This is a genomic window from Acidovorax sp. GW823-FHT05D11 (assembly GCF_058795695.1).
In genome coordinates, this window is record NZ_CM179502.1 from 156,368 (window position 1) to 177,081 (window position 20,714).

The 20,714-nt window shown below is 67.7% G+C and carries 22 protein-coding genes; 11 read left to right on the top strand and 11 right to left on the bottom strand.

The window, feature by feature from the left end; genetic code table 11:
- Positions 1-7 precede the first annotated feature (7 nt).
- From AC3RCE_RS00735 to AC3RCE_RS00760, 6 genes are all read right to left on the bottom strand, one after another.
- Positions 8-589, bottom strand: a complete 582-nt coding sequence (locus AC3RCE_RS00735) for a metallophosphoesterase family protein (RefSeq protein WP_255590939.1) — start codon at positions 587-589, stop codon at positions 8-10.
- A 231-nt stretch (positions 590-820) separates the two neighbouring features.
- Positions 821-1,012 carry a metallophosphoesterase family protein gene (locus AC3RCE_RS00740; protein ID WP_370627744.1) on the bottom strand — a complete coding sequence of 64 codons (192 nt, stop codon included), beginning with the start codon at positions 1,010-1,012 and terminating at the stop codon, positions 821-823.
- Between the two features lie 13 nt (positions 1,013-1,025).
- On the bottom strand, positions 1,026-1,775 hold the full coding sequence (locus tag AC3RCE_RS00745; protein WP_218339244.1) for a hypothetical protein: 750 nt from the start codon (positions 1,773-1,775) through the stop codon (positions 1,026-1,028).
- Positions 1,776-1,793: 18 nt separating this feature from the next.
- Positions 1,794-2,351 (bottom strand): GNAT family N-acetyltransferase, encoded by a 558-nt coding sequence (locus AC3RCE_RS00750; protein WP_218339243.1) that lies wholly within the window; start codon positions 2,349-2,351, stop codon positions 1,794-1,796.
- A 232-nt stretch (positions 2,352-2,583) separates the two neighbouring features.
- Positions 2,584-3,468, bottom strand: coding sequence for a class I SAM-dependent methyltransferase (locus tag AC3RCE_RS00755; protein WP_255590937.1), 885 nt, complete (start codon positions 3,466-3,468; stop codon positions 2,584-2,586).
- A 166-nt stretch (positions 3,469-3,634) separates the two neighbouring features.
- Positions 3,635-5,059, bottom strand: coding sequence for an FAD-binding oxidoreductase (locus tag AC3RCE_RS00760; protein WP_218339242.1), 1,425 nt, complete (start codon positions 5,057-5,059; stop codon positions 3,635-3,637).
- A gap of 203 nt (positions 5,060-5,262) precedes the next feature.
- Here AC3RCE_RS00760 and AC3RCE_RS00765 point away from each other — a divergent pair, with 203 nt between their 5' ends.
- From AC3RCE_RS00765 to AC3RCE_RS00800, 8 genes are all read left to right on the top strand, one after another.
- Entirely contained in the window at positions 5,263-5,946 is a 684-nt protein-coding gene (locus AC3RCE_RS00765; protein WP_492254301.1) for a TetR/AcrR family transcriptional regulator, read from the top strand.
- A gap of 118 nt (positions 5,947-6,064) precedes the next feature.
- Positions 6,065-7,057 carry a Bug family tripartite tricarboxylate transporter substrate binding protein gene (locus AC3RCE_RS00770; RefSeq protein ID WP_492254302.1) on the top strand — a complete coding sequence of 331 codons (993 nt, stop codon included), beginning with the start codon at positions 6,065-6,067 and terminating at the stop codon, positions 7,055-7,057.
- The gene (locus tag AC3RCE_RS00775) at positions 7,054-8,562 is read left to right on the top strand and encodes a carboxylesterase/lipase family protein (RefSeq protein WP_492254303.1); all 1,509 of its coding nucleotides are present in this window, start codon (positions 7,054-7,056) and stop codon (positions 8,560-8,562) included. The genes AC3RCE_RS00770 and AC3RCE_RS00775 overlap by 4 nt, the downstream gene beginning before the upstream one ends.
- 113 nt (positions 8,563-8,675) lie before the next feature.
- The gene (locus tag AC3RCE_RS00780; protein ID WP_218296478.1) at positions 8,676-9,485 is read left to right on the top strand and encodes a GntR family transcriptional regulator; all 810 of its coding nucleotides are present in this window, start codon (positions 8,676-8,678) and stop codon (positions 9,483-9,485) included.
- Positions 9,482-10,303 (top strand): transporter substrate-binding domain-containing protein, encoded by an 822-nt coding sequence (locus tag AC3RCE_RS00785; protein ID WP_218296479.1) that lies wholly within the window; start codon positions 9,482-9,484, stop codon positions 10,301-10,303. Before AC3RCE_RS00780 ends, AC3RCE_RS00785 begins: the two co-directional genes overlap by 4 nt.
- A gap of 63 nt (positions 10,304-10,366) precedes the next feature.
- Entirely contained in the window at positions 10,367-11,041 is a 675-nt protein-coding gene (locus AC3RCE_RS00790) for an amino acid ABC transporter permease (protein ID WP_218296480.1), read from the top strand.
- Between the two features lie 3 nt (positions 11,042-11,044).
- Entirely contained in the window at positions 11,045-11,698 is a 654-nt protein-coding gene (locus AC3RCE_RS00795; RefSeq protein WP_057227970.1) for an amino acid ABC transporter permease, read from the top strand.
- Positions 11,682-12,476 (top strand): amino acid ABC transporter ATP-binding protein, encoded by a 795-nt coding sequence (locus tag AC3RCE_RS00800; protein WP_492254304.1) that lies wholly within the window; start codon positions 11,682-11,684, stop codon positions 12,474-12,476. The genes AC3RCE_RS00795 and AC3RCE_RS00800 overlap by 17 nt, the downstream gene beginning before the upstream one ends.
- 151 nt (positions 12,477-12,627) lie before the next feature.
- Here AC3RCE_RS00800 and AC3RCE_RS00805 read toward each other — a convergent pair whose 3' ends face one another.
- On the bottom strand, positions 12,628-12,990 hold the full coding sequence (locus AC3RCE_RS00805) for a PLC family EF-hand domain-containing protein (protein WP_369641013.1): 363 nt from the start codon (positions 12,988-12,990) through the stop codon (positions 12,628-12,630).
- Between the two features lie 322 nt (positions 12,991-13,312).
- Between AC3RCE_RS00805 and AC3RCE_RS00810 the strand changes: the two genes are divergently transcribed.
- Together AC3RCE_RS00810 and AC3RCE_RS00815 are read left to right on the top strand one after the other, a co-directional pair.
- On the top strand, positions 13,313-13,753 hold the full coding sequence (locus AC3RCE_RS00810) for a hypothetical protein (RefSeq protein ID WP_218339236.1): 441 nt from the start codon (positions 13,313-13,315) through the stop codon (positions 13,751-13,753).
- Positions 13,754-13,942: 189 nt separating this feature from the next.
- A complete protein-coding gene (locus AC3RCE_RS00815) occupies positions 13,943-14,512 on the top strand; it encodes a cob(I)yrinic acid a,c-diamide adenosyltransferase (protein WP_218296483.1) in 570 nt (189 codons plus the stop codon).
- Positions 14,513-14,708: 196 nt separating this feature from the next.
- Here AC3RCE_RS00815 and AC3RCE_RS00820 read toward each other — a convergent pair whose 3' ends face one another.
- The 4 genes from AC3RCE_RS00820 to AC3RCE_RS00835 form a co-directional block, all read right to left on the bottom strand.
- Positions 14,709-15,131, bottom strand: a complete 423-nt coding sequence (locus AC3RCE_RS00820; RefSeq protein ID WP_218296484.1) for a hotdog fold thioesterase — start codon at positions 15,129-15,131, stop codon at positions 14,709-14,711.
- Between the two features lie 160 nt (positions 15,132-15,291).
- Positions 15,292-16,443 carry an ABC transporter substrate-binding protein gene (locus tag AC3RCE_RS00825; protein WP_492254305.1) on the bottom strand — a complete coding sequence of 384 codons (1,152 nt, stop codon included), beginning with the start codon at positions 16,441-16,443 and terminating at the stop codon, positions 15,292-15,294.
- Between the two features lie 182 nt (positions 16,444-16,625).
- A complete protein-coding gene (scpC, locus tag AC3RCE_RS00830; protein WP_218339235.1) occupies positions 16,626-18,155 on the bottom strand; it encodes a succinyl-CoA:acetate CoA-transferase ScpC in 1,530 nt (509 codons plus the stop codon).
- A 142-nt stretch (positions 18,156-18,297) separates the two neighbouring features.
- Positions 18,298-19,587, bottom strand: coding sequence for a solute carrier family 23 protein (locus AC3RCE_RS00835; RefSeq protein ID WP_218296487.1), 1,290 nt, complete (start codon positions 19,585-19,587; stop codon positions 18,298-18,300).
- Between the two features lie 198 nt (positions 19,588-19,785).
- Here AC3RCE_RS00835 and AC3RCE_RS00840 point away from each other — a divergent pair, with 198 nt between their 5' ends.
- Positions 19,786-20,508: a hypothetical protein gene (locus AC3RCE_RS00840; RefSeq protein WP_492255447.1), complete on the top strand. Its 723-nt coding sequence runs from the start codon at positions 19,786-19,788 to the stop codon at positions 20,506-20,508.
- Positions 20,509-20,714 lie beyond the last annotated feature (206 nt).

Genomic DNA, 20,714 nt, shown 5'->3' on the forward strand with positions numbered 1-20,714 from the left:
GCGCGGACTAGGCGGCGTAGCCAGTGAGCAGTGCGTGCTCCCAGTCCGGGCGCCCGTGTTGCCGGGCCAGCGCCGCCATGGCCGCGTGGTCGTAGGGCACGCAGATGTGTTCGCAATGCCAGCCGCCTGCGCGCTGTTCGATGAAGGCATAGCGTGCGTCGGGTGTCCCGGTCTGCACCGCGTGGGGCACGGGGTGGTCATCGCTGTAGGCCTGCAGTCCCACGCTGCCGGGGTTGACCAGCAGGCTTGCACCCTGCCGCACTGCGCGGGGCACGTGGGTGTGGCCGCATGTGATGACCGGTGAATGCTCGCCGCCCAGCCGGTCGGATATCTCTGCTGGGGTGGCCAGGCGCAGTGTGCTGCCGTCCAATGTTTCCAGCAGATATTCGTGGTCGCTGCGCGGCGAGCCGTGGCACAGGTAAATGTCGTCGCTGAAGCGATGCCAGGCCTTGAGCGTGCGCAGCCAGGTGAACTCCGCCTCGGTGAGCTGTGCGTGCGCGTACTGGTCCGAAGGGCCGCCGCGCCCGGGGCGCAGTTCCAGAACCTGGCGCTCGTGGTTGCCCGCCAGTGATAGCCAGCCCGACGCCATCAGCCACTGCGCCGTCTCGCGCGGCAGCAGCGGGCCGAGAACCTGTTCAAGGTGTTTTCGGGAATCGCATTGAAGTGCAATCGGGATGAGTGGATGCCTCGGATGCGCTGCATGGGCTCGTGCCCATGCAAGCAGCCGGGGCATTCAATCGCCCGATTTCACTCCAACCCTTCGGGCAAGTGCCTTGCCGGGCGGTCTGCGGCGTTGCGGCGCTTGTTGATAGCCAAGCTATCAACTGCGCACTGCGCCTAGCATCCCATCCCGGCAAGGTACTTGTGCGACCCCGAAAACACCTTGAACAGGTTCTTGGAGGTTGTCGCCCAGGTTCACCACCTGGTCAGCGCCCCGGCGGCGGATGTCGGCGGCCACCGCTTCCAGTGCGGCGAGGTTGCCATGGATGTCGGAGACGAGGGCCATGCGCATGGGGTGGTGGCTTTCAGCAGGGGGACACAGCGCCGCTCAGGCTGCCCTGGCACAGGTGCAGGCTGATGCGTGCCCGGTTGAACAAGAGATCGCACAGCCACGCATACACCAGCGCGATGTAAGCCAGCTGGGCCCAGCCCACATAGCTGCCGAACACGATGGTCTGCAGCCAGTTCTGGCCCCAGAGGTAGACAGCGCTGCTCGCCAGCGTTGCCACGAGGAGCGTGGCGGTGGCCGGCACCAGCGATGCCCCAACTGCGCCGTGGGGCCGCCGCCATGCGGCCAGGCCCAGCAGGGCGAACGCCAGGGCGTTGGCACCGCTGAAGATGCGCAATTCGCGCAGCAGCTTCTCGGCCGTATCCATGTAGGCGCTGCGGATCAGCGCATCGAGCTGGGCCTGCATCTGCTGCGCGGTGCCGATCTGCAACTCCAGCCGCTGCTGCCGCCGTTTGCGGCATTCGCAGGCCGGGATCCCCATCTCGGCCGCAATGGCGGCGACCCGGGCGGGCAGGCCGGCCGACAGCGCCTTGCGCGCGGCGTCGATCTCCTGTTCCTTGCCGCGCAAGAAGACCCGTGCTTGCGCGTTCAGGAAGCGTTCGTCCAGGGCCTGGAGCTTCTCGCCCGTCTTGTGCTCGATGTGCTGGCGGATGAGCTCGCGTGCACCGCGTTCAATCCAGGTGGGTTGCAGCAGCGACACCAGAAGCAACCCGCCGAAGGCCGCGCCGCCCAGCAGGGCGAGCAGAAGGACGAAAGATCGAAACAAGGCGCAGGTCTCCGGTTTTCAGTTCAGTGCGGGCCCTGCGCCGGCACATCCACGGTCCTGGGCCAGCCGGCCCAGTGCGGGCGCAGTCAGCCGGTAGCTGAGCCGTTCGGCCACACGCTGGGCACCGAGGCTTTCGTAGAACAGGATTCCCCCGACGTTCGACGCCTTCACAGGCCAGTCGATGCGGCGGCAGCCGTGGTCCAAGGCATATCGGGCGAGCCCGGACATGAGCGCCCGGCCAGTCCCCTGGCTTCTCTCGGCCGAACTCACGTACAGCTCTTTGAGCTGGCAATGCCTGCGCTGCTCCTCTGCAAATTCGACCAGCGAATACACCAGCGAGAACGCCGCCAGGCCCACCACAACGCCGTCGCTGCGCGAAGCCACCAGCAAACGCTGGGCGGAGCCGGGCGCCAGGAGGTTCTGGCGGAGGTGCTCCATCACCACCTGCCGAGAGGGCGTGGCGCCCTCGTTGTAGAAGGCGTGCAGCTCACACAGCAGGTTGGCCAGCGAGGCATGCTGGTATTCGGCGACCAGGGCGACCTGAAGTGCGCGTTCTGCGGGGCTGGCGTTCTGCATGGGCTCTTTCGTCTTGGAGATTTCGGCGGGACAACGTGCGCTTTCTGACACGGCGCCGTGCGGCCTTTTGCCATGACACTGCCGCAAAGATGGGGGGGCGGAGCGCGAGCCCCGCACGGAGGGCCGCCACCGGCCATCCCATCCGCGGCGTGTCAAGCGGCCACTGGACCAGAGCCGGCGCCCTCCCTCCAGCGGGCCGCAAGCCAAGGCCCCTCATCGGGATTTCCGTGGGTCATCGCAGTTGTGGCGGTGTGTGGTGTGCGCTGTCCGCCCCGACCTTCACGGCAATCACTTCCATGCACACGCGGTAGCGTTGGCTGATGCCATAGCGCACGGGCCGGAAGCCACATTCGGCCAGCAGCGCGTACAGCCGGTCGCGGTCAAAGTTGTGATAGTGCTCGATTTCACCCCAGTAGGGGTTCGCGTTGTTCGCATCCAGCGCCTTCCAGACCAAGGAGCCCAGGTTGGGCAGGGAGATCAGCAGCACCCCCCCGGGTTGCAGCAGCCGGTGGGCGGCATGCAGGCCCACCTTGGGAAACGGCATGTGCTCCAGCACATCCGCCATGCTGACCACACTGGCCGGCCGCGGCAGCTCGAACCCTGTGACGTCCTGGCAATGGGCCGCCACCCCCCATCTGCGCAGCTCTTCCACCGATTGCGGACGCAGGTCCAGGCCCACGGGATCGAAGCCGTACTCCTGCGCGGTGAACAGAAGCGATGCATTCCCAAACCCCACGTCCAGCCACGTGCCTCCCGTCTGGTAGGACAGCACCTTCTCGATCATCTGCGCAGACACATAGCGCTGCCGTTCCAGGTCATAGCCCACCACCTGGGATTCGTTGGTGCCACGGAAAACGACATTCAGCGCCGCTTCGGAGTAGTAGCCGCTGCGAAAAACATGCTGGCACGCCGTGCATTGGCTCCAATGCATGGTGCGGGAGAGTTCTTGGCTGTAGCGAGGGTGGTGGGAACAGTCCGCGCTGCGCAGCGGCCGAAAGGCCTTGCTCTCGCACAACGGGCACGCCTGGTAGTCGATCAACTCGCCGGCCATGGTGGCGGGGGTGCTGGCGGCGGGCCGGTAGGTCACCGGCGCGGCTGGGAAGGAGTATTTGATCATGCCTTCATTCTAGAAGGCACCCGCCGTCTTCCCGGGGGCATCAAGACCGCCGCCGCCGCGGCGCTAGCGAGGGCCATGGGGCTCGCCCGCGGCCCGTCTTGCGGATGCGCACAGCTTTCGAAGGGCAGCATGGGCCGCCCGGGACGGGGGCTGCGCCACGCGGTGGCTACAGCGCGAAGATCTTTCCCGGATTCAGGATGTTCTTCGGGTCCAGCGCCCGCTTGATGGCGCGCATCATGTCCACCGCGCCAGCCCCGGTTTCATCGAGCAGGAAGCCCATCTTGTGCAGGCCCACGCCGTGCTCGCCCGTGCAGGTGCCGCCCATGCTCAGCGCGCGGGCCACCAGCTTGTGGTTCAGGTCTTCCGCGGTCACGCGTTCTTCGGGGATGTTGGGGTCGAGCAGGTAGCCAAAGTGGAAGTTGCCGTCGCCCACATGGCCCACCAGGAAGTAAGGGATGCCGCTGTCCTCGGCTTCCTGTACCGAGTCGAGCAGGCAGTCGGCCAGGCGGCTGATGGGCACGCAGGTGTCGGTGCTGATGGCGCGGCAGCCGGGGCGGCTTTGCACGGCGGCGAAGTAGGCGTTGTGCCGCGCGGTCCACAGGCGCGTGCGTTCCTCGGGCGTGCTGGCCCATTCAAAGGCATTGCCGCCAAACTCGCTGGCGATGTCTTGCACCGTCTCGGCCTGCTCCTTCACGCTCGATGGCGAACCGTGGAACTCCATCAGCAGCATGGGTTCTTCGCGCAGGGTGAGCTTGCTGTGCGCGTTGACCATGCGCACCGTGTGGTGGTCGATGAGTTCCACGCGCGCGATCGGCACGCCGAGCTGGATGGTCTGGATCACGGTGTGCACGGCGGCCTCGATGCTCGGGAACGAGCAGATCGCGGCGCTCACGGCCTCGGGCAGCGGGTACAGGCGCACGGTGATCTCGGTCATGATGCCCAGCGTGCCCTCGCTGCCCACCATCAGGCGCGTGAGGTCGTAGCCCGCGCTGCTTTTCTTGGCGCGCGTGCCGGTGTGGATGACTTCGCCGCTGGCCGTGACCACCTGCAGCGCCAGCACGTTCTCGCGCATGGTGCCGTAGCGCACGGCGTTGGTGCCGCTGGCGCGCGTGGCGCTCATGCCGCCAATGCTGGCATCGGCGCCGGGGTCGATGGGGAAGAACAGGCCCGTGTCCTTGATCGCATCGTTGAGCTGCTTGCGCGTGATGCCGGGCTGCACGGTCACGGTGAGGTCTTCGGCATTGATGCTCAACACCTGGTTCATGCGGCTCACGTCAATGCTGATGCCGCCCTGCACGGCCAGCAGGTGGCCTTCGAGCGAGGAGCCGGCGCCGTAGGGAATCACCGGCACCTCGTACTGGCTGGCCAGCTTCACGGCGTCGGCCACGTCCTGCGTGCTCTCGGCGAACACGACAGCGGAAGGTGGCGGCGCCTGGAAGGAACCTTCGTCCCGGCCATGCTGCTCGCGCACGGCCTGGGCCAGCGAGCACCGCGCACCAAAGCGGGTCTGCAGCGCTTCGATGAGGGCCTGGGGCACTTCGCGCAGGTTGATTTCGGGGAGAAGGTGGGCGGCGGCGGTGGGGGCGTTCATGGGTTGTCTCCAGGGTGATCGAAAAGAATACCACCGGCTTTTGCGGGGCGCCATGGCAGTGGTCAGGCAGGTGCAAGCTGGCCCGGACCCCGCGGGTGCACAAGGCGCGCGGGCACTGCGCGGCGTGGTGCGGGTATTCACGGGCTTGTTCGCGGGTGTTCGCTTAAATACATTACGTTTGAAATGTATATTGTGAAAGCGCCATGAACCACCGTGTTTCCCCCAAGGCGGGGGTGCGCCGCACGCATGCCGAGCGCAGCGCCGCCACCCGCCAGCACCTGATCGCCACGGCCATCGATGTGATCCAGAACCGCAGCCTGGAGGAGATGTCCATCCATGAGCTGGCCAAGTCGGCGGGCATGACGTCGGGGGCGGTGCAGCACCACTTCACGTCCAAGGCGGTGCTGATGATGAACGTGCTCAGCGAGCTGATCGAGTCCAGCGTGCTGTCGGGCGCACTCTGGCCCGACAGCACGCTGGCGCCCCGCGAGAGGGCGACCCTTTTCGTGCAGGCCGTCTGGGGCCTGGTCTATGCGCAGCCGCGCTTCATCGTGGCCTGGAACATCTACCTGGGCTGCCGCAACCAGCCGGAAGTGCTGGGCCACATTGCCGAGCTGCGCCAGAGCGTGCAGGCGCGCATGCGCGACGGGTTCTTCAAGGCATTTCCCGAACTGGCCCACGAGGCCGACCGCGATGGCCTGCTGGGCCTGGTGCTGTCCTCGCTGCGCGGGCTGGGGATGCTGCAGCTTTTTACACCTGCGCGGCAGGACACGCCGGATGCTGCGCAACAAGCCCAGCTGGCCTGCCTGGCCGACCTGATCGCCACCCGCTGTGAAGCCGCAGCCGCCAGTGCCGCGCCCGCCAAGGCGCGAGCGCCTCGCCGCTAGGCCCTGGGTGCCGCCGCACCGGCGCGCACCTGCGCACGTTTGCGGGAGCCCCGCCAGGCGCCCGTGCAACGCCATTCCACTGCCACCCCCCCAAAAAACCCCCAGGAGACAACACACCATGGCCCTTTCCTTCCCCCGCGCGCCCCGCATTCCGCTGCTGGGCGCCCTCGTGCTGCTGGCAGGCACCGCAGTGGCACAGCCAGGCGCGTACCCGGCCAAGCCCATCCAGCTCATTGCGCAGCAGCCGCCCGGCAGCGGCTCGGACGCGATGACCCGCGTGTGGGCCGACTGCGCCGCGCGTGAACTGGGCCAGGCGGTGGTGGTGCAGAACAAGCCGGGGGCCAATGGCGTCCTGGCGGTCAACTACCTCAAGGGCCAGCCCGCCGACGGCTACAGCCTGCTGAGCATCGGCATGTCGCAGATGACGATCACGCCCTATGTGTACAAGCAGCCGCCGTACGACCCGCTGCGCGATTTCGATGGCGTGGCCGTGCTGGGCACGTCGCCGCTGGTGCTGGCCGTGCCTGCGGGGCAGGGCATCGCCAGTCTGACCGATCTGCAAAAACTCGCGCGCGCCACGCCGGGTGGCGTCAACTTTGGGTCGCCGGGCAAGGGCAGCCCGGCGCACCTGCTGACTTCGGCGCTCATCGAGCGCCTGGGCGTGGCTGGCACCCATGTGCCCTTTGTGGGCGAAGGCGCGGGCCTCACCGCGCTGATGGGGCAGCAGATCCATGCGATGACCCTGGTCATCGGCACGGCCGCAGCCCAGGTCAAGGCGGGCAAGCTGGTGCCGCTGGCGCTGTTTGGCGCGCAGCGCTCGCCCCTGCTGCCGGAGGTGCCCACCATTGCCGAAGCGTTGCCCCCTGCTGCCGACCTGGCGCGGCCCGCGTGGATTGCGGTGGTGGCCAAGGCGGGCACGCCGCCCGAACTGCTGAGCAAGCTCAATGCCGTCACCGAAAAGTGCCGGGGCGATGCGCAGTACAAATCGCGGCTGGAGGCCATGAACGTCACGCTCACTTCCTCGGTGCCGGGCGACGTGCGCGCCTGGGCCTCGCGCGATGCGGCCGTGTGGCGGCCCTTGATCGACAAGCTGGGCCTGGCCACGGAATGACAGTGGGCACAGCGGCACCCCAGGTCACGCTGCCCCACGGCGGCCAGCTGCGGGGTCTGTGGGACCACGGCGTGCGTGTGTTCCGTGGCGTGCCGTACGCCCAGGCACCACGTGGTGCGCTGCGCTTTGTGGCACCGGCGCCTGCGTTGCCGTGGTCCGGCCTGCGCGACGCCACCACCTTCGCGCCCATGGCGCCGCAGCTGGCCCGCACGGCAAAAGCCGATGCGCCCATGCTGGGTGGCCAGGACTGTCTGGCCGTGAATGTATGGGCACCGCCCGCAGCGCCGGGTGCGGGCCTGCCGGTGTTGGTGTGGGTGCATGGTGGCGGCTTCTTTCGCGGCTCGGCGAGCGAGCCGCTGTACGACGGCGCTTCGTTCGCCCGGCAGGGGCTGGTTTTTGTGTCGCTGCAGTACCGGCTGGGCATGGACGGGTTCATGCACTTCGAGGGTGAGGACGACGGTGCACCCGCCAACCGGGGTTTGCTGGACCAGATCGCTGCGCTGCAGTGGGTGCAGGGCCATGTCCAGGCCTGGGGTGGCGACCCGACGCAGGTCACGGTGTTTGGCCAGTCGGCGGGCGCGGGTGCGCTGGCGTGCCTGCTGGGCATGCCAGCGTCGCGCGGCTTGTTCCAGAGGGTCATCCTGCAAAGCCCGAGCGTGGCCTGCCAAACGTTGGACGAAGCCGCCGCCGTGCGCCGCGCAGTGGCTGCGTTGGTGGGCGTGGCGCCGAGCCGCACCACGCTGGCCTCGGCACCCATCGGTTCGGTGCTTCATGCCGTCCACAGGCTGGCAGCAGATCCATCGCTTCGGGTTCGGCATGGCATCGGGGGCCGCAACTTCTTTCCGCTGCGGCCCGTGGTGGATGGGCGGGTGCTGGCTGCGCCGCCGCTGCAGGCGATGCGCCAGCAATGGAGGGCCCGGCCACCGGACCTGCAGGTGCTGGTGGGCAGCAATGTGGACGAGATGCGCCTGTACCACGTGCCGGGCGGCGCCATCGACCGCGTGAGCGAGGCGCAGGTGCTGGCGTTTGCGCAGGATGTGGGTTTGCCCACGGAGGCGGTTCGCGCCTGCCGGGCGCTGTTGCCGGCTGCCCAGCAGACACCGGGCGAGCTGCTGTCAGCCTTGCAGTCCGATTTCTACTACCGCGTGCCCGCACAGCGCATCGCGGCGCTGGCCAGCGAATGGGCCCAAAGCGCCCACCGCTATGAGTTTGCCTGGGCATCCCCCCAGTGGCGGGGGCGGCTGGGCGCGGCGCACGCGGTGGAGCTGCCGTTTGTCTTTGGCAACCTTCACACTGCCCAGGGGCAAGAGTTCACGGGGGCCGCGCCGCCTGCCGCTCTGGCGCAGGCCATGCACCAAAGCTGGGCGAGTTTTGCGCGCCGGGGCGACCCCGGCTGGGCGCGCCATGAGGGCACCATGCCCTGGCTGCAGCATTTCAACAGCGCATCGCGCTGCGAAATCCATAGCGAACCCACCAGATTCAATCTGTGGCGAGGCATTCTTTGAGCAAGGAGGGCGAAGTCCGCTGAGCCCCCGTAGGGCGCCATAGGCTGGCGCGCCACACTGGTGCATCCATCTTGTATACCAGTTGGCACGGAACCTGCAATCAGCAGGCGGCAATGACCACCGCCACCGAGATCAGCAACCGCATCATCGAAGCCGTGATGGCGCAAAAGCTCGCCCCCGGCTCGCGCCTGGGCGAGCAGCAGCTGGCCATGCTGTTCGACTGCAGCCGCACCATCGTGCGCGAGGCGCTCACGCGGCTGTCCACGCGCGGCATCGTCACCGTGAGCGCGCGGCGTGGCTGGTATGTGATCGAACCCTCGGAAGACGAGGCGCGCGAGGCCTTCGAGGCGCGCCGCGTGATCGAACTGGGCCTGCTGCACCAGCTCAAGGCGGTGGACAAGGCGGCCGTGCGCCAGCTCAGGAGCCACCTGCAGCGCGAGAAGGCGGCGCTGGCGGGCAGCGACGTGGGCGCGCGCAGCTTCCTGCTGGGCGACTTCCATGTGTGCCTGGCCGAATGCCTGGGCAATTCACTGCTGGCCGACACGCTGCGCGACTTCACGGCGCGCACCACGCTGATCGCCATGCTCTACCAGTCGTCGCACGATGCCGCGCAGTCGTGCGCCGACCACGTGCGCATCGTCGAGGCGCTGGAGGCGGGCGACATCGCCCAGGCCGAGGCGCTCATGTCCGAGCACATCGGCTCGGTGCAATCCGCGCTGCGCCTGCAGGCCAGCACCGACCCGCTGGCCGGGCTGCGCGATGCGCTGGCCCCGGTGCGCAAGACCACTGCCGCCGCAGCGGACACCACCGCGCAGCCCCGGCAACGCAAGCCCCGCGCTGTGTCCAAGAGTTCCACCCAGAAAGCGTCCGACAAGGACGCAGCACCCGCCGACGCATCCACCTACCTAGGAGCCCTGCTATGACCGCCCACCGTGCCTTTGTTTCCTCGACCCGCCGCCTGACACTGGGCGTGCTCGCCGCCACCGGCCTGTCGGCCGCGCTGATGGCCCCTGCCGCCCACGCGCAGAACGCGCTGGACAACATCCTCAAGGCCAAGGAAATCAAGATCGCCATCCCCACCGACTATCCGCCCTACGGCTTTGTGGGCACGGACCTCAAGCCTCAGGGCCTGGATGTGGAAATGGCCAACTACATCGCCACCAAGCTGGGCGTGAAGGTCGAACTGATCCCCGTGACCAGCGCCAACCGCATCCCCTACCTGCAGACGCAGAAGGCCGACCTCGTCATCTCCACGCTGGGCAAGAACCCCGAGCGCGAGAAGGTGATCGACTTCACCGCCGCCTACGCCCCGTTCTTCCAGGCCGTGTTCGCGGGCAAGAGCCTGTCGATCAAGAGTTTTGCGGACCTGGCCGGCAAGTCGGTGGCCGTGACGCGTGGCGCCATGGAGGACCAGGAACTGGCCAAGGTCGCGCCCGCCGGCGTGGACGTGAAGCGTTTTGAAGACCACGCGGCCAGCATCTCGGCCTTCGTGTCGGGCCAGACGCAGGCCATCGCCACCAGCGCGTCCACGGCCGGCACCATCATGATGAAGAACCCCAGCCTGCAGACCGAGTACAAGCTGCTGCTCAAGGACAGCCCCAACTTCATCGGCGTGGCCAAGGGCGAGGACAAGCTGCGCCTGCGCGTGAACGAGATCATCGCCGAGGCGAAGAAGTCGGGCGACATCGACAAGCTCTCCAGCAAGTGGCTGGGCCGTCCCGCCGGCGAACTGCCCCTGTGAACGCACACCACTGACCATTTGCTGAACAGGCCTGGGGCGTGACAAGCGCCGCAGGGCAACCGCATGCTGATCGCGCTGGATTTCTCTGCCGTGCTGTCCTCCTGGCCGCTGCTGGTGCGCGGTGTAGTCTGGACCATCGGGCTCACGGTGGTGGGTACCGTGCTGGGCCTGTTGCTGGGCACGGCCTGTGCCTGGGCGCGCGCCCGCAACCTGGGGCCGCGTGCGCTGCCGCTGCGCTGGGCCGTGGCCGCCTATGTGGAGCTGGTGCGCAACACGCCCTTCATCGTGCAGCTGTTCTTCCTGTTCTTCGGCCTGCCGGCGCTCGGGCTCAAGCTCTCGCCCGAGGTGGCCTCCGTGCTGGCCATGGTGATCAACCTGGGCGCGTATTCGGCCGAGATCATCCGCGCCGGCATCGAGGCCACGCCGCGCGGGCAGATCGAAGCCGCGCAGAGCCTGGCCCTGACGCCCGGCCAGACCTTCCGCCGTGTGGTGCTGCCGCCGGCGCTGCTCAAGGTGTGGCCGGCCATGGTGAGCCAGATCATCATCGTGATGCTGGGCTCGGCCGTGTGCGGGCAGATCTCCACGCCGGAACTGAGCTACGCGGCCAACCTGATCTCCAGCAACACCTTCCGCGCGTTCGAGGCGTTCATCCTGGCGACGGCCGTGTACCTGGCGCTGTCGATGCTGACCCGCCGCCTGCTCATCTGGGTGGGTGCCCGATTCTTGGTGGGGAGATAAGCCATGGTGGAATTTTCTCTGTGGGACATCCTGCGCAACCTGCTGATGGCCGCGCGCTGGACCGTCAGTCTCTCGCTCATTGCCTTCATCGGCGGCGGGCTGGTGGGCCTGTTGCTGCTGGTGTTGCGCCTGTCCAAGGTGCGGGGTACCGAGCGCCTGATCGGTGCCTACGTGCAGGTGTTCCAGGGCACGCCGCTGCTCATGCAGCTGTTCCTGGCGTACTTCGGCATTGCGCTCTTTGGCATCAAGACCTCGCCGTGGACGGCCGCCGCCGTGGCACTCACGCTCTACACCAGCGCCTATCTCACGGAGATCTGGCGCGGCTGCGTGGCCTCCATCCCCAAGGGCCAGTGGGAGGCGGCGCAGAGCCTGGCACTGAACTTTGGCGAGCAGCTGCGCCATGTGGTGCTGCCGCAGGCACTGCGCATTGCGGTGCCGCCCACCGTGGGTTTTCTGGTGCAGGTGATCAAGGGCACGGCGCTGGCATCGGTGATCGGCTTTGTCGAGCTGACCAAGGCCGGCAGCATGATCTCCAACGCCACCTACCAGCCCTTCCTGGTCTACGCCTGCGTGGCCCTGCTGTACTTTGTTTTGTGCTTCCCGGTGAGCCTGGTGGCGCAGTCCCTTGAAAGGAAACTCCATGGCAACCGCAGTTGATACAACCCCGGCTCCCGCCCACGACGGCATCGTGGTGGGCGTCCCGCCCATCGTGGACATCACGGCCCTGCGCAAGTCCTATGGCACGAACGAGGTGCTCAAGGGCATCGACCTCAAGGTGCAAAAGGGCGAGGTGATCGCCATCATCGGCAAGAGCGGCTCGGGCAAGAGCACGCTGCTGCGCTGCGTGAACGGGCTGGAGGTCTTTCAGGAGGGTGCCCTCAGCGTCAACGGCAAGAAGCTCATGCACGACAGCTCCACGGCCATGCGTGAGCTGCGCCAGCAGGTGGGCATGATTTTTCAGAACTTCAACCTGTTCCCGCACCTTTCGGTGGGCCGCAACATCATGCTGGCCCCCACGCTGGTGAAGTCGCGCGACGCCGCCACGGCGGCCGCGCAGGCGCGCAAGCTGCTCGAGCGCGTGGGCCTGGCAGAAAAATTCGACGCCATGCCCGACCAGCTCTCGGGCGGGCAGCAGCAGCGCGTGGCCATTGCACGCGCCCTGGCCATGGAGCCACAGGTGCTGCTGTGCGACGAGATCACCTCGGCGCTCGACCCTGAATTGGTGGGCGAGGTGCTGCGCGTGGTGGAGTCGCTCGCGCTGGAAGGCATGACACTGATGATGGTCACGCACGAGATGGCATTCGCGCGCAAGGTCAGCGACCGCGTGATCTTCATGCACCAGGGCCGTGTGCACGAGACGGGCACGCCCGCCGAGCTGTTCGGCCACCCGCGCACGCCTGAACTGCAGCAATTCCTGTCCTCGCTGCACGACTGACGGCGGCCCTCGGCGCGCAGGCGCAAAAGCCCGCCCACGGTCTGGAACGCTCCAGAGCGGGCGGGCTCGCGGACGCCAATGGTCCGCTACACGCGGTGGTCACCCCGGGTTTGGCTCCGTGGCCAAGAGCCAGGGCATCCGGGATGGAGGATCAGGAAAGAAGGCCCTTCTCGAATTCGGCTGGAGACAGGGAGCCGCTCTGGTCGGCATCCAGCTCCTTGAAGCGCTGGCTGATGGCCGGCAGCTTGGTGGCTTCCTTCTCGCTCAGCTTGCCGTCCTTGTCGGTGTCGGCGCGATTGAAAGCGTTGGTGGCGGCCATGGAGGGGTTTCCGGTGCCAGGGCCGTAGGAGTATTTGGGGTCTCCCGGGGCTGCGGCCTTGCTGGCCGGCGCAGGCTGGGGCGAAGTGGAGGTGGACTGTGCCTGCAATGCGCCCACGCCACCCAGGGAGAGGGCGGCGAAGAGCATCACGCTGCGCGTATCGAACGAATAGGTGCGTCGTTGCAGTGCTTTCATGGAAGCTAGGCTCCTTCGAAGTTGAACAGGGTTTCATTGCACCGCAGCAGGCCGGCCAAGGCCAGCACTCTTGCCTGCTGTTGCCCGGGCCAACATTTCCCAGCGCGGTGTAACCGGCAGCGGCTGCCTTGTAGGGCAATGCGGAGGGGATGTACCCAAACGTAGGGCGCCACGGACGCCCGCCCGACGCCGCGGGCCGGTTGCCGGATGACTGGCAGGCCGGGGCATGTCCTACATCGGCGTTCCCGCCGGCCCAAAACAATGCACTTCAGCATCCCGCTGGATGGATGTTTTTTTGTTGTTTTATCCCAAGGAGCCTCTCATGCAAAAGCAAACCGTTGTGGCCGCCCTCGCCGCCCTGGCCTGCACCGCCGCCCTCGCGCAGGCGCCCGCCACCAACACCGCCCGCCCCCCTTCCGAGGTGAATCCCGCCGCTTCGGGCGGCCCCGCCGCCGCGAATGCGCAGAACAAGGCCGACAACCGTGCCAGCCAGAGCACGGCGGCGCCCGCCAACCCTGCCAAGGGCGATGGCCGTGGCGCCCCGGTGGCAGAAATCAACCCCAGCGCCTCCGGGGGCAAGGCCGCCGCCAAGGCGGAAACGCGGGTGAACGCCCGCCTCATGGACTCCAACGGCGACGGCATGGTGTCGCGCCAGGAGTGGGACACGTACCACGCCAATGCGTGGAACAACCTCAAGCCCTCGAACACGGGTGTCTCCACGGCGGACATCGACAAGCTCAACCGCTCGACGGCGACCCAGTGACCCTGGTGGCCGGCGGCAGCCGGTGGGCGGCAGCGCGATAGGGGCTGCCCGCCCGCCCCTTGCACCGGGTGCGTGTGCAAGGGGCTTTTTTTTGAATACCGGCCCGGCGGGCGCGGTGGCGGAAAATCGCGGGTGCAGATTCCCCGCGCGGCCCTGCGCCGCATCCCCCACCGACCAAGCAAGGCACCCATGGGCAACCGACTCACACAGATCGCCACGCGCACCGGCGACGCCGGCACCACCGGCCTGGGCAACAACGAACGCGTCTCCAAGGACAGCCTGCGCATCCATGCGCTCGGTGACGTGGATGAGCTCAACTCCCACATCGGCCTGCTGCTGTGCGAGCGCGTGCCGGAGGACGTGCGCGGCCTGCTCGTCGAGGTGCAGCACCAGCTGTTCAACCTGGGGGGCGAGCTGTCGATCCCGGGCTTCGAACTGCTCAAGCCGCAAGCGGTGCTGGCACTGGATGACGCCCTGGCCCACCACAACGCGGCGCTGCCGCGCCTGCAGGAATTCATCCTGCCCGCCGGCACCCGCGCCGCCGCGCAAGCCCATGTCTGCCGCACCGTGGCGCGCCGCGCCGAACGCGCCGTGGTCGCCCTGGGCAACGAAGAGGCGCTGAACGACGCGCCGCGCCAGTACCTCAACCGCCTCTCCGACCTGATGTTCGTCCTGGCCCGCGTGCTCAACCGCATGGATGGCGGGGATGACGTGTACTGGAAAAGCGAGCGCTTGGCGCAGCAGAATGCTACTGAATAGATAGCTTTTGGCGCTTACCCAGTAAGCGCTGGAGAGTAATTTTCTATAAATTCAACCCTGCCCGCTGCGGGTGGCGCTGCCCAACAGGGCAGCCAAGCAAGGGCCGCCCCGCAGCGAGGGCTGCGTCCCCCTTCCCGAGTCGCGTTAGCGATTCGAGAGAAGGGGGAGGGCACGAAGTGCCTCAGGGGGATGCACCTTATCTCGGCGCCAGGATCGCCATGGTCAGCCGCGACACGCAGGTGAGCTCGCCCGCGTCGTTGACCATGTCGATGTGCCACACGTGCGTGGTGCGGCCCAGGTGGATGGGCCGGGCGGTGGCCGTCACCCAGCCGCTGGTGGCGGAGCGCAGGTGGTTGGCGTTGATGTCCAGGCCCACGGCGTTGTGGCCCTCGGGGCTGGCGTAGTAGGCGCCCACCGAGCCCAGCGACTCGGCCAGCACCACGCTCACGCCGCCGTGCAGCAGCCCGAAGGGCTGTTTGGTGCGCTGGTCCACCGGCACGCGGCCGCGCAGGAAGTCGTCACCCAGTTCGATGATCTCGATGCCCAGGTGCGAGGCAGCGGTGTTGTGGTGGTCGGCGTTGAGTCGAGCCAGGTCGACGGGCTTTTTCCAGATGGGCATGGTGGCTTCGGTCGGACAGAGGGATGAATTTTTTCGGACCGGCCATTGTGCCCATCTTGCTCTCATGGGCGCAGACCCGGCCTGGCGCCACCGTGGATCCGGCCCTGCCGGTCCACCGGAGGCGTCCCCCTTGTGGAATGGCGCGCAGCGCCCCAGGGAGTTACCCGATGAATTTGCCGTTGGAGCCCATCACGCCCAGGTCCAGGAAACGCGAGCCCACATAGGGGGCGCTGCCGGCGTAGTCGATCGTGAGGCCGCCCAGGTCGTTGCTGCGGATGCCGGCCAGCGCGTTGCGCAGCCTGGCGCGGGTCAGCTCGCGGCCGGCGCGCTCCAGGCCTTCGGCGAGCACGCGGGCGTTCACATAGCCCTCGAAGCTGCGGCTCGAGAATTCCTGAAAGCCCACCGCCTTCATGGCGCGCTGGTAGTCGCGCACCAGGGCAACGCTGGTGCGGCCCGCGTCGGGCAGCACCATCGACAGCGCGATGCCCGCCGCCTTGCCGCCGAGCTGGCGCAGGTTGTCGCCGGACAGGGCCACGCTGGTCGCTGCCAGCGGGGTGCTGGGCGACACCTTCTTGAATTCGCTGACCAGCGCGGCCGACACGTCGCCCGCCGTCCCCAGCAGCACCGTCGTGGGCTTGGCCGCCACGGCCTGCCTGACCACGTCGGCCACCTGCGCGCCCTGTGCGTCGAGCTTGAACGCCTTGGGCGCGGGCTGCTGGGCCGCCTTCATGGCGTTGTTCACATCGGCCAGGAATTCGCGGCCGAAGGCGGTGTCCTGGTAGACGATGGCCAGGTCGGTGATGCCCATGGCCACCAGCTTCTGCGTGAGGCGCTGGGCCTCGTCGGAGTAGCTGGCGCGCACGTGGAACACCGAGCGGTATTCGGTCTTGCGCAGCGACGTGGCGCCGCTTTGCGGGGCCACGTAGGGGATCTGCGCCTCGTCCACCAGCGGCAGGATGCGCTGGTTGTTGGCCGTGCCCATGCACGACAGCAGCGCCACCACGCCGCCGTCGGCGATCAGCTTGCGCGCGTTCTCCTCCGAGCGGGCGGCGTCATAGCCGTCGTCCAGCGCCAGCAGCTTCAGCTCCCGGCCATGGATGCCGCGCACGTTCGCCTGGGCGATGCCCGCGTCCAGGCCCTGCTTGAGTTCCTTGCCCAGGCTGGCCAGGGCACCGGTCAGGCCGACGGAGCAGCCAATGGCCACGCTCCTGGCGTCCATCGGGTCCTGCACGCCCACGGCGCGCGACGGGTTGGCAAAAAGCAGGCCGGCGCTGGCAGCGGCAAGGGACTGGGTGAACTGGCGACGTTGCATGGCAGGAAAACTCACGGACAAGAAGGCCACCAGCCCCGCGAAGGGCTGATGGCCGGTGAAGAAAAAGGAAAACGGGGGGAGGCCTGGTGGTCCGACGACCAAGGGTTAACCCTGATTCTACCCAGGGCCTGTGACAAGACCATGTTCTCCCTGCCGGGCCGGGGGATTCGGCCGGGGCCTGGTCAGGCGGGCGCGCTCTGCCGCATGCTGCCCGTCTCCACGTAGCGCTGGTGCCAGGACAGTGCCTCGCCCAGCAGGTGCGGCGTGTGCTGGCCCACGGCGCCGCGCTTGGCGCGGGCCACATAGTCGTGCAGGGCCGGGCGGAAGTCGGGGTGCGCGCAGCGGTCGATGATGAGCTCGGCCCGCTGCGTGGGCGAGTGGCCGCGCAGGTCGGCCAGGCCCTGTTCGGTGACGAGGATCTGCACGTCGTGCTCGGTGTGGTCCACGTGCGAGGCCATGGGCACGATGCACGAGATCGAGCCGTTCTTGGCCAGCGAGGGCGTCATGAAGATCGACAGGTACGCATTGCGCGCGAAGTCGCCCGAGCCGCCGATGCCGTTCATGATGGCCGAGCCCATGATGTGGGTGGAGTTCACGTTGCCGTAGATGTCGGCCTCGATCATGCCGTTCATCGCGATCAGGCCCATGCGTCGGATCAGCTCGGGGTGGTTGCTGATCTCCTGCGGGCGCAGCACGATGCGCTGCTTGTAGTACTCGATGCGCTCGTTGAAGTCCTGCATCGCCGCCGGGCTGAGCGACAGGGCGGTGGCCGAGGCGCTGGCGAGCTTGCCCGAGCGCAGCATGTCCAGCATGCCGTCCTGCAGCACCTCGGTGTAGGCCGTGAGGTTCTCGAACGGGCCGTTGTTCAGCCCCGCCAGCACCGCGTTGGCGATGTTGCCCACGCCCGACTGCAGCGGCAGCAGGTCCCGGGGCAGCCGGCCCTTCTTCACCTCGTGCTGCAGGAACTCGATGATGTGGCCCGCGATGCGGTTCGAGGTGTCGTCGGGCGCGGCGTAGACGCTGTTGCGGTCGGGCTGGTCCGTCACCACCACCGCGATCACCTTGGACGGGTCGCAGCGCAGGTAGGGCTCGCCGATGCGCTCGTCGGGCCGCGTCATCGGGATGGGCCTGCGGTGTGGCGGCACGTCGGTGCCGTAGTAGATGTCGTGCATCCCTTCCAGGCCCGGGTTGTGCCAGGCATTCACTTCCAGGATGACCTTGTCGGCCTGGTCCAGCCAGGTCTTGTTGTTGCCCACCGAGGACGAGGGAATCAGCCGGCCGTCGGGCAGCACGCCCGCCACCTCGACCACGGCCACGTCGAGCTTGCCCAGGAAGCCGAACCACACGAACTGCGCCACGTGCGACAGGTGGATGTCCACGTACTGCATGTGGCCCGCATTGATCTGGCGGCGCACCGTGGGGTCGGACTGGTAGGGCAGTCGCATCTCGATGCCGTCCACCTGGGCCAGCGCGCCGTCCAGCTCAGGCGCGGTGCTGGCTCCCGTCCACAGCCCGATCTTGAAACCATGGCCTTGCGCGTTCAGGCTTTCGATGCGCCGCGCCAGCGCGCCGGGCACGGCCTTGGGGTAGCCCGCGCCGGTGAAGCCGCTCATGCCCACATGGGCACCGGCAGGGATCAGGGCGGCCGCCTCGTCGGCGGACATGGTGCGGGAGAGAAAGTCGGGGTACAGCACCCGATCGGCCAGGGACATGAACAAACTCCGCGAAAAGAAAAGAGGCCACCCGCCCGGTGAGCGGATGGCCCCGTGGACAAAACCCAGGATGCTAGCCGTCGTTCCTTACAAATTAAGGGTTAACCCTTGCAAATGTGGTACGTCCGCTCACGCCCACAGATTACGCCGCTTTGCGGTTGAGCAAGGCATACAGCAGGATGGCGCCGAACGTGGCCGTGCCGATGCCGCCCAGCGCGAACTGGCCGAACTTGAGCGTGAAGTCGCCCGTGCCCAGGATGAGCGTGATGGCCGCGACGATCAGGTTCTTGTTCTGCGAGAAGTCCACCTTGTTGTCCACCCAGATCTTGGCCCCGGCCACCGCGATCAGGCCGAACACCACGATGGAGACGCCCCCCATCACCGGCAGCGGAATGGTCTGGATCAGCGCGCCGAACTTGGGGGAAAAGCCCAGCACCAGCGCGAACACGCCCGCCAGCAGGAACACGGCGGTGGAGTAGATCTTGGTCGCGGCCATCACGCCGATGTTCTCGGCATAGGTCGTCACGCCCGTGCCGCCCACGCCGCCGCTCACCATGGTGGCCACGCCGTCGCCGATGAACGCACGGCCCATGTAGCGGTCCAGGTCGCGGCCGGTCATGGCCGTCACGGCCTTGATGTGGCCCAGGTTCTCCGCCACCAGGATGATGGCCACCGGGGCGATCAGCAGCATCGCGTTGCCGTCGAACACCGGCGCGGCGAAGTTGGGCATGCCCACCCATGCCGCGTTCGCCAGGATCGACAGGTCGATGGGCTTGCCCAGGCCCAGGCCGTTGGTGAGCACCGCGTAGATGATGCTCGCCACGATCAGCCCCACCAGGATCAGGAGGCGCTGCACCATGCCGCGCGTGAGCACGGCCACCAGGCCCACGCTCACGAAGGTCACGACCTGCATCCAGCTGTCGAAATTGCTCGCCGCCATGTTCTTGATCGGAATGCCCGCCAGGTTCAGCCCGATCACCGCGACGACCGAGCCCGTGACCACGGGCGGCATGAAGCGCTCGATCCAGCCCGTGCCGATGGCCTGCACCAGCGCGCCGATCAGCGTGTAGAGCAGGCCGCAGGCGATGATGCCGCCCAGGGCGACGGCGATGTTGCCGTTGGCCCCCTTGCCCGCATAGCCCGTGGCCGCGATCACCACCCCGATGAAGGCAAAGCTCGAACCCAGGTAGCTGGGCACCCTGCCGCCCGTCACCAGGAAGAAGATCAGCGTGCCCACGCCGCTCATCAGGATGGCCACGTTGGGGTCGAACCCCATGAGGATGGGCGCCAGCACCGTGGCGCCGAACATCGCGATCACGTGCTGCACGCCCATCGCCGCCGTCTGCGGCCAGGGCAGCCGTTCGTCGGGCGCGATCACTCCGCCCTGCTGCAGCACGGCCGCGCTTTTTTCTTGCCAGTTCATGAATCCCATGTGTGTTGTTCCTTGTAGTTCGAGGCGCGAATGCTAGTGGATGAATGCGCACGCGGACGATGAACTTCGCCAGGCGAAGGTGCGAGGCGGCGGGAACGGTAGGATGGCTGCCTCACAGCGGCGGGCAAGAGGGCCGGCCCTCACCCGACGTCCACCATGCCGCCATCCGCCCCATCCTGCCCGTCGTGCCGCCAGCCCATGGAGGCCCATTCGTTCACCAGCAACACCGGGCACACGCTGGAGCTGGACATCTGCTACGCCTGCCAGGGCCTCTGGCTGGACCGGCACGAGAACCTCAAGCTCTCGCCCCAGGCGGTGGTGGACCTGTTCCGCCTGCTGCACGAACACCGCACCCATGAACACCACCCGCTGCAGGCGCGCATGGCCTGCCCGCGCTGCAGCTGCGCGCTGGACCAGGGCTTCGACGTGGTGCGCAGCGGCCGCTACATGACCTACCGCTGTGCGCGCCAGCACGGGCGGTTCAGCACCTTTTCCTCCTTCATGGTCGAAAAGGGCTTCGTGCGCCACATGACGCGCCCCGAGATCGACGACCTGGCCCGGCGCGTGGGCGCCATCTACTGCACCAGCTGCGGCGCGCCCGTGGACATCCGCAAGGACCACGCCTGCCCCTACTGCCGCGCGGCGTTCTCGCTCATCGACCCCGACGCGGTGGTGCGCGCGATGGAGGGCTACGCCCGGGCTGGCGCCCGCCCGGCCCAGGCCGCGCACGGCACGCCGGCGGCGACCGTGGACATTGGCGATGCCCTGGTGGCGCTGGAGCGCGACCGCAGCCGGGCCGAGCGCGAGCGGCAAAAGAGTGCCTTCAGCGGCGCGCGGGATGGCGATGGCGACTCCTTCACCGGCGACCTGCTGGCCGCGGGCGTCTCGCTGGTCTGGGAGGTGTTGACCAAGCGGGTGTAGCCGCGCCGGCCATTTCCCGCGTTTGCATATACCCTTGCGCGGCCCTGCGAAATGGGCACACCGGACCGGGTTCGGACCACAATGGCGTTCGCAGACTTCCCGGCGACCCCAGTCCGTCGCCGCAGTCTCCCGTGGCGGCCAGCAGCCTGTGCGCGTGGCCGCCGTACTGCCTGCTCCCGTCCATCCATTCCGCCAAACGGGGCGCC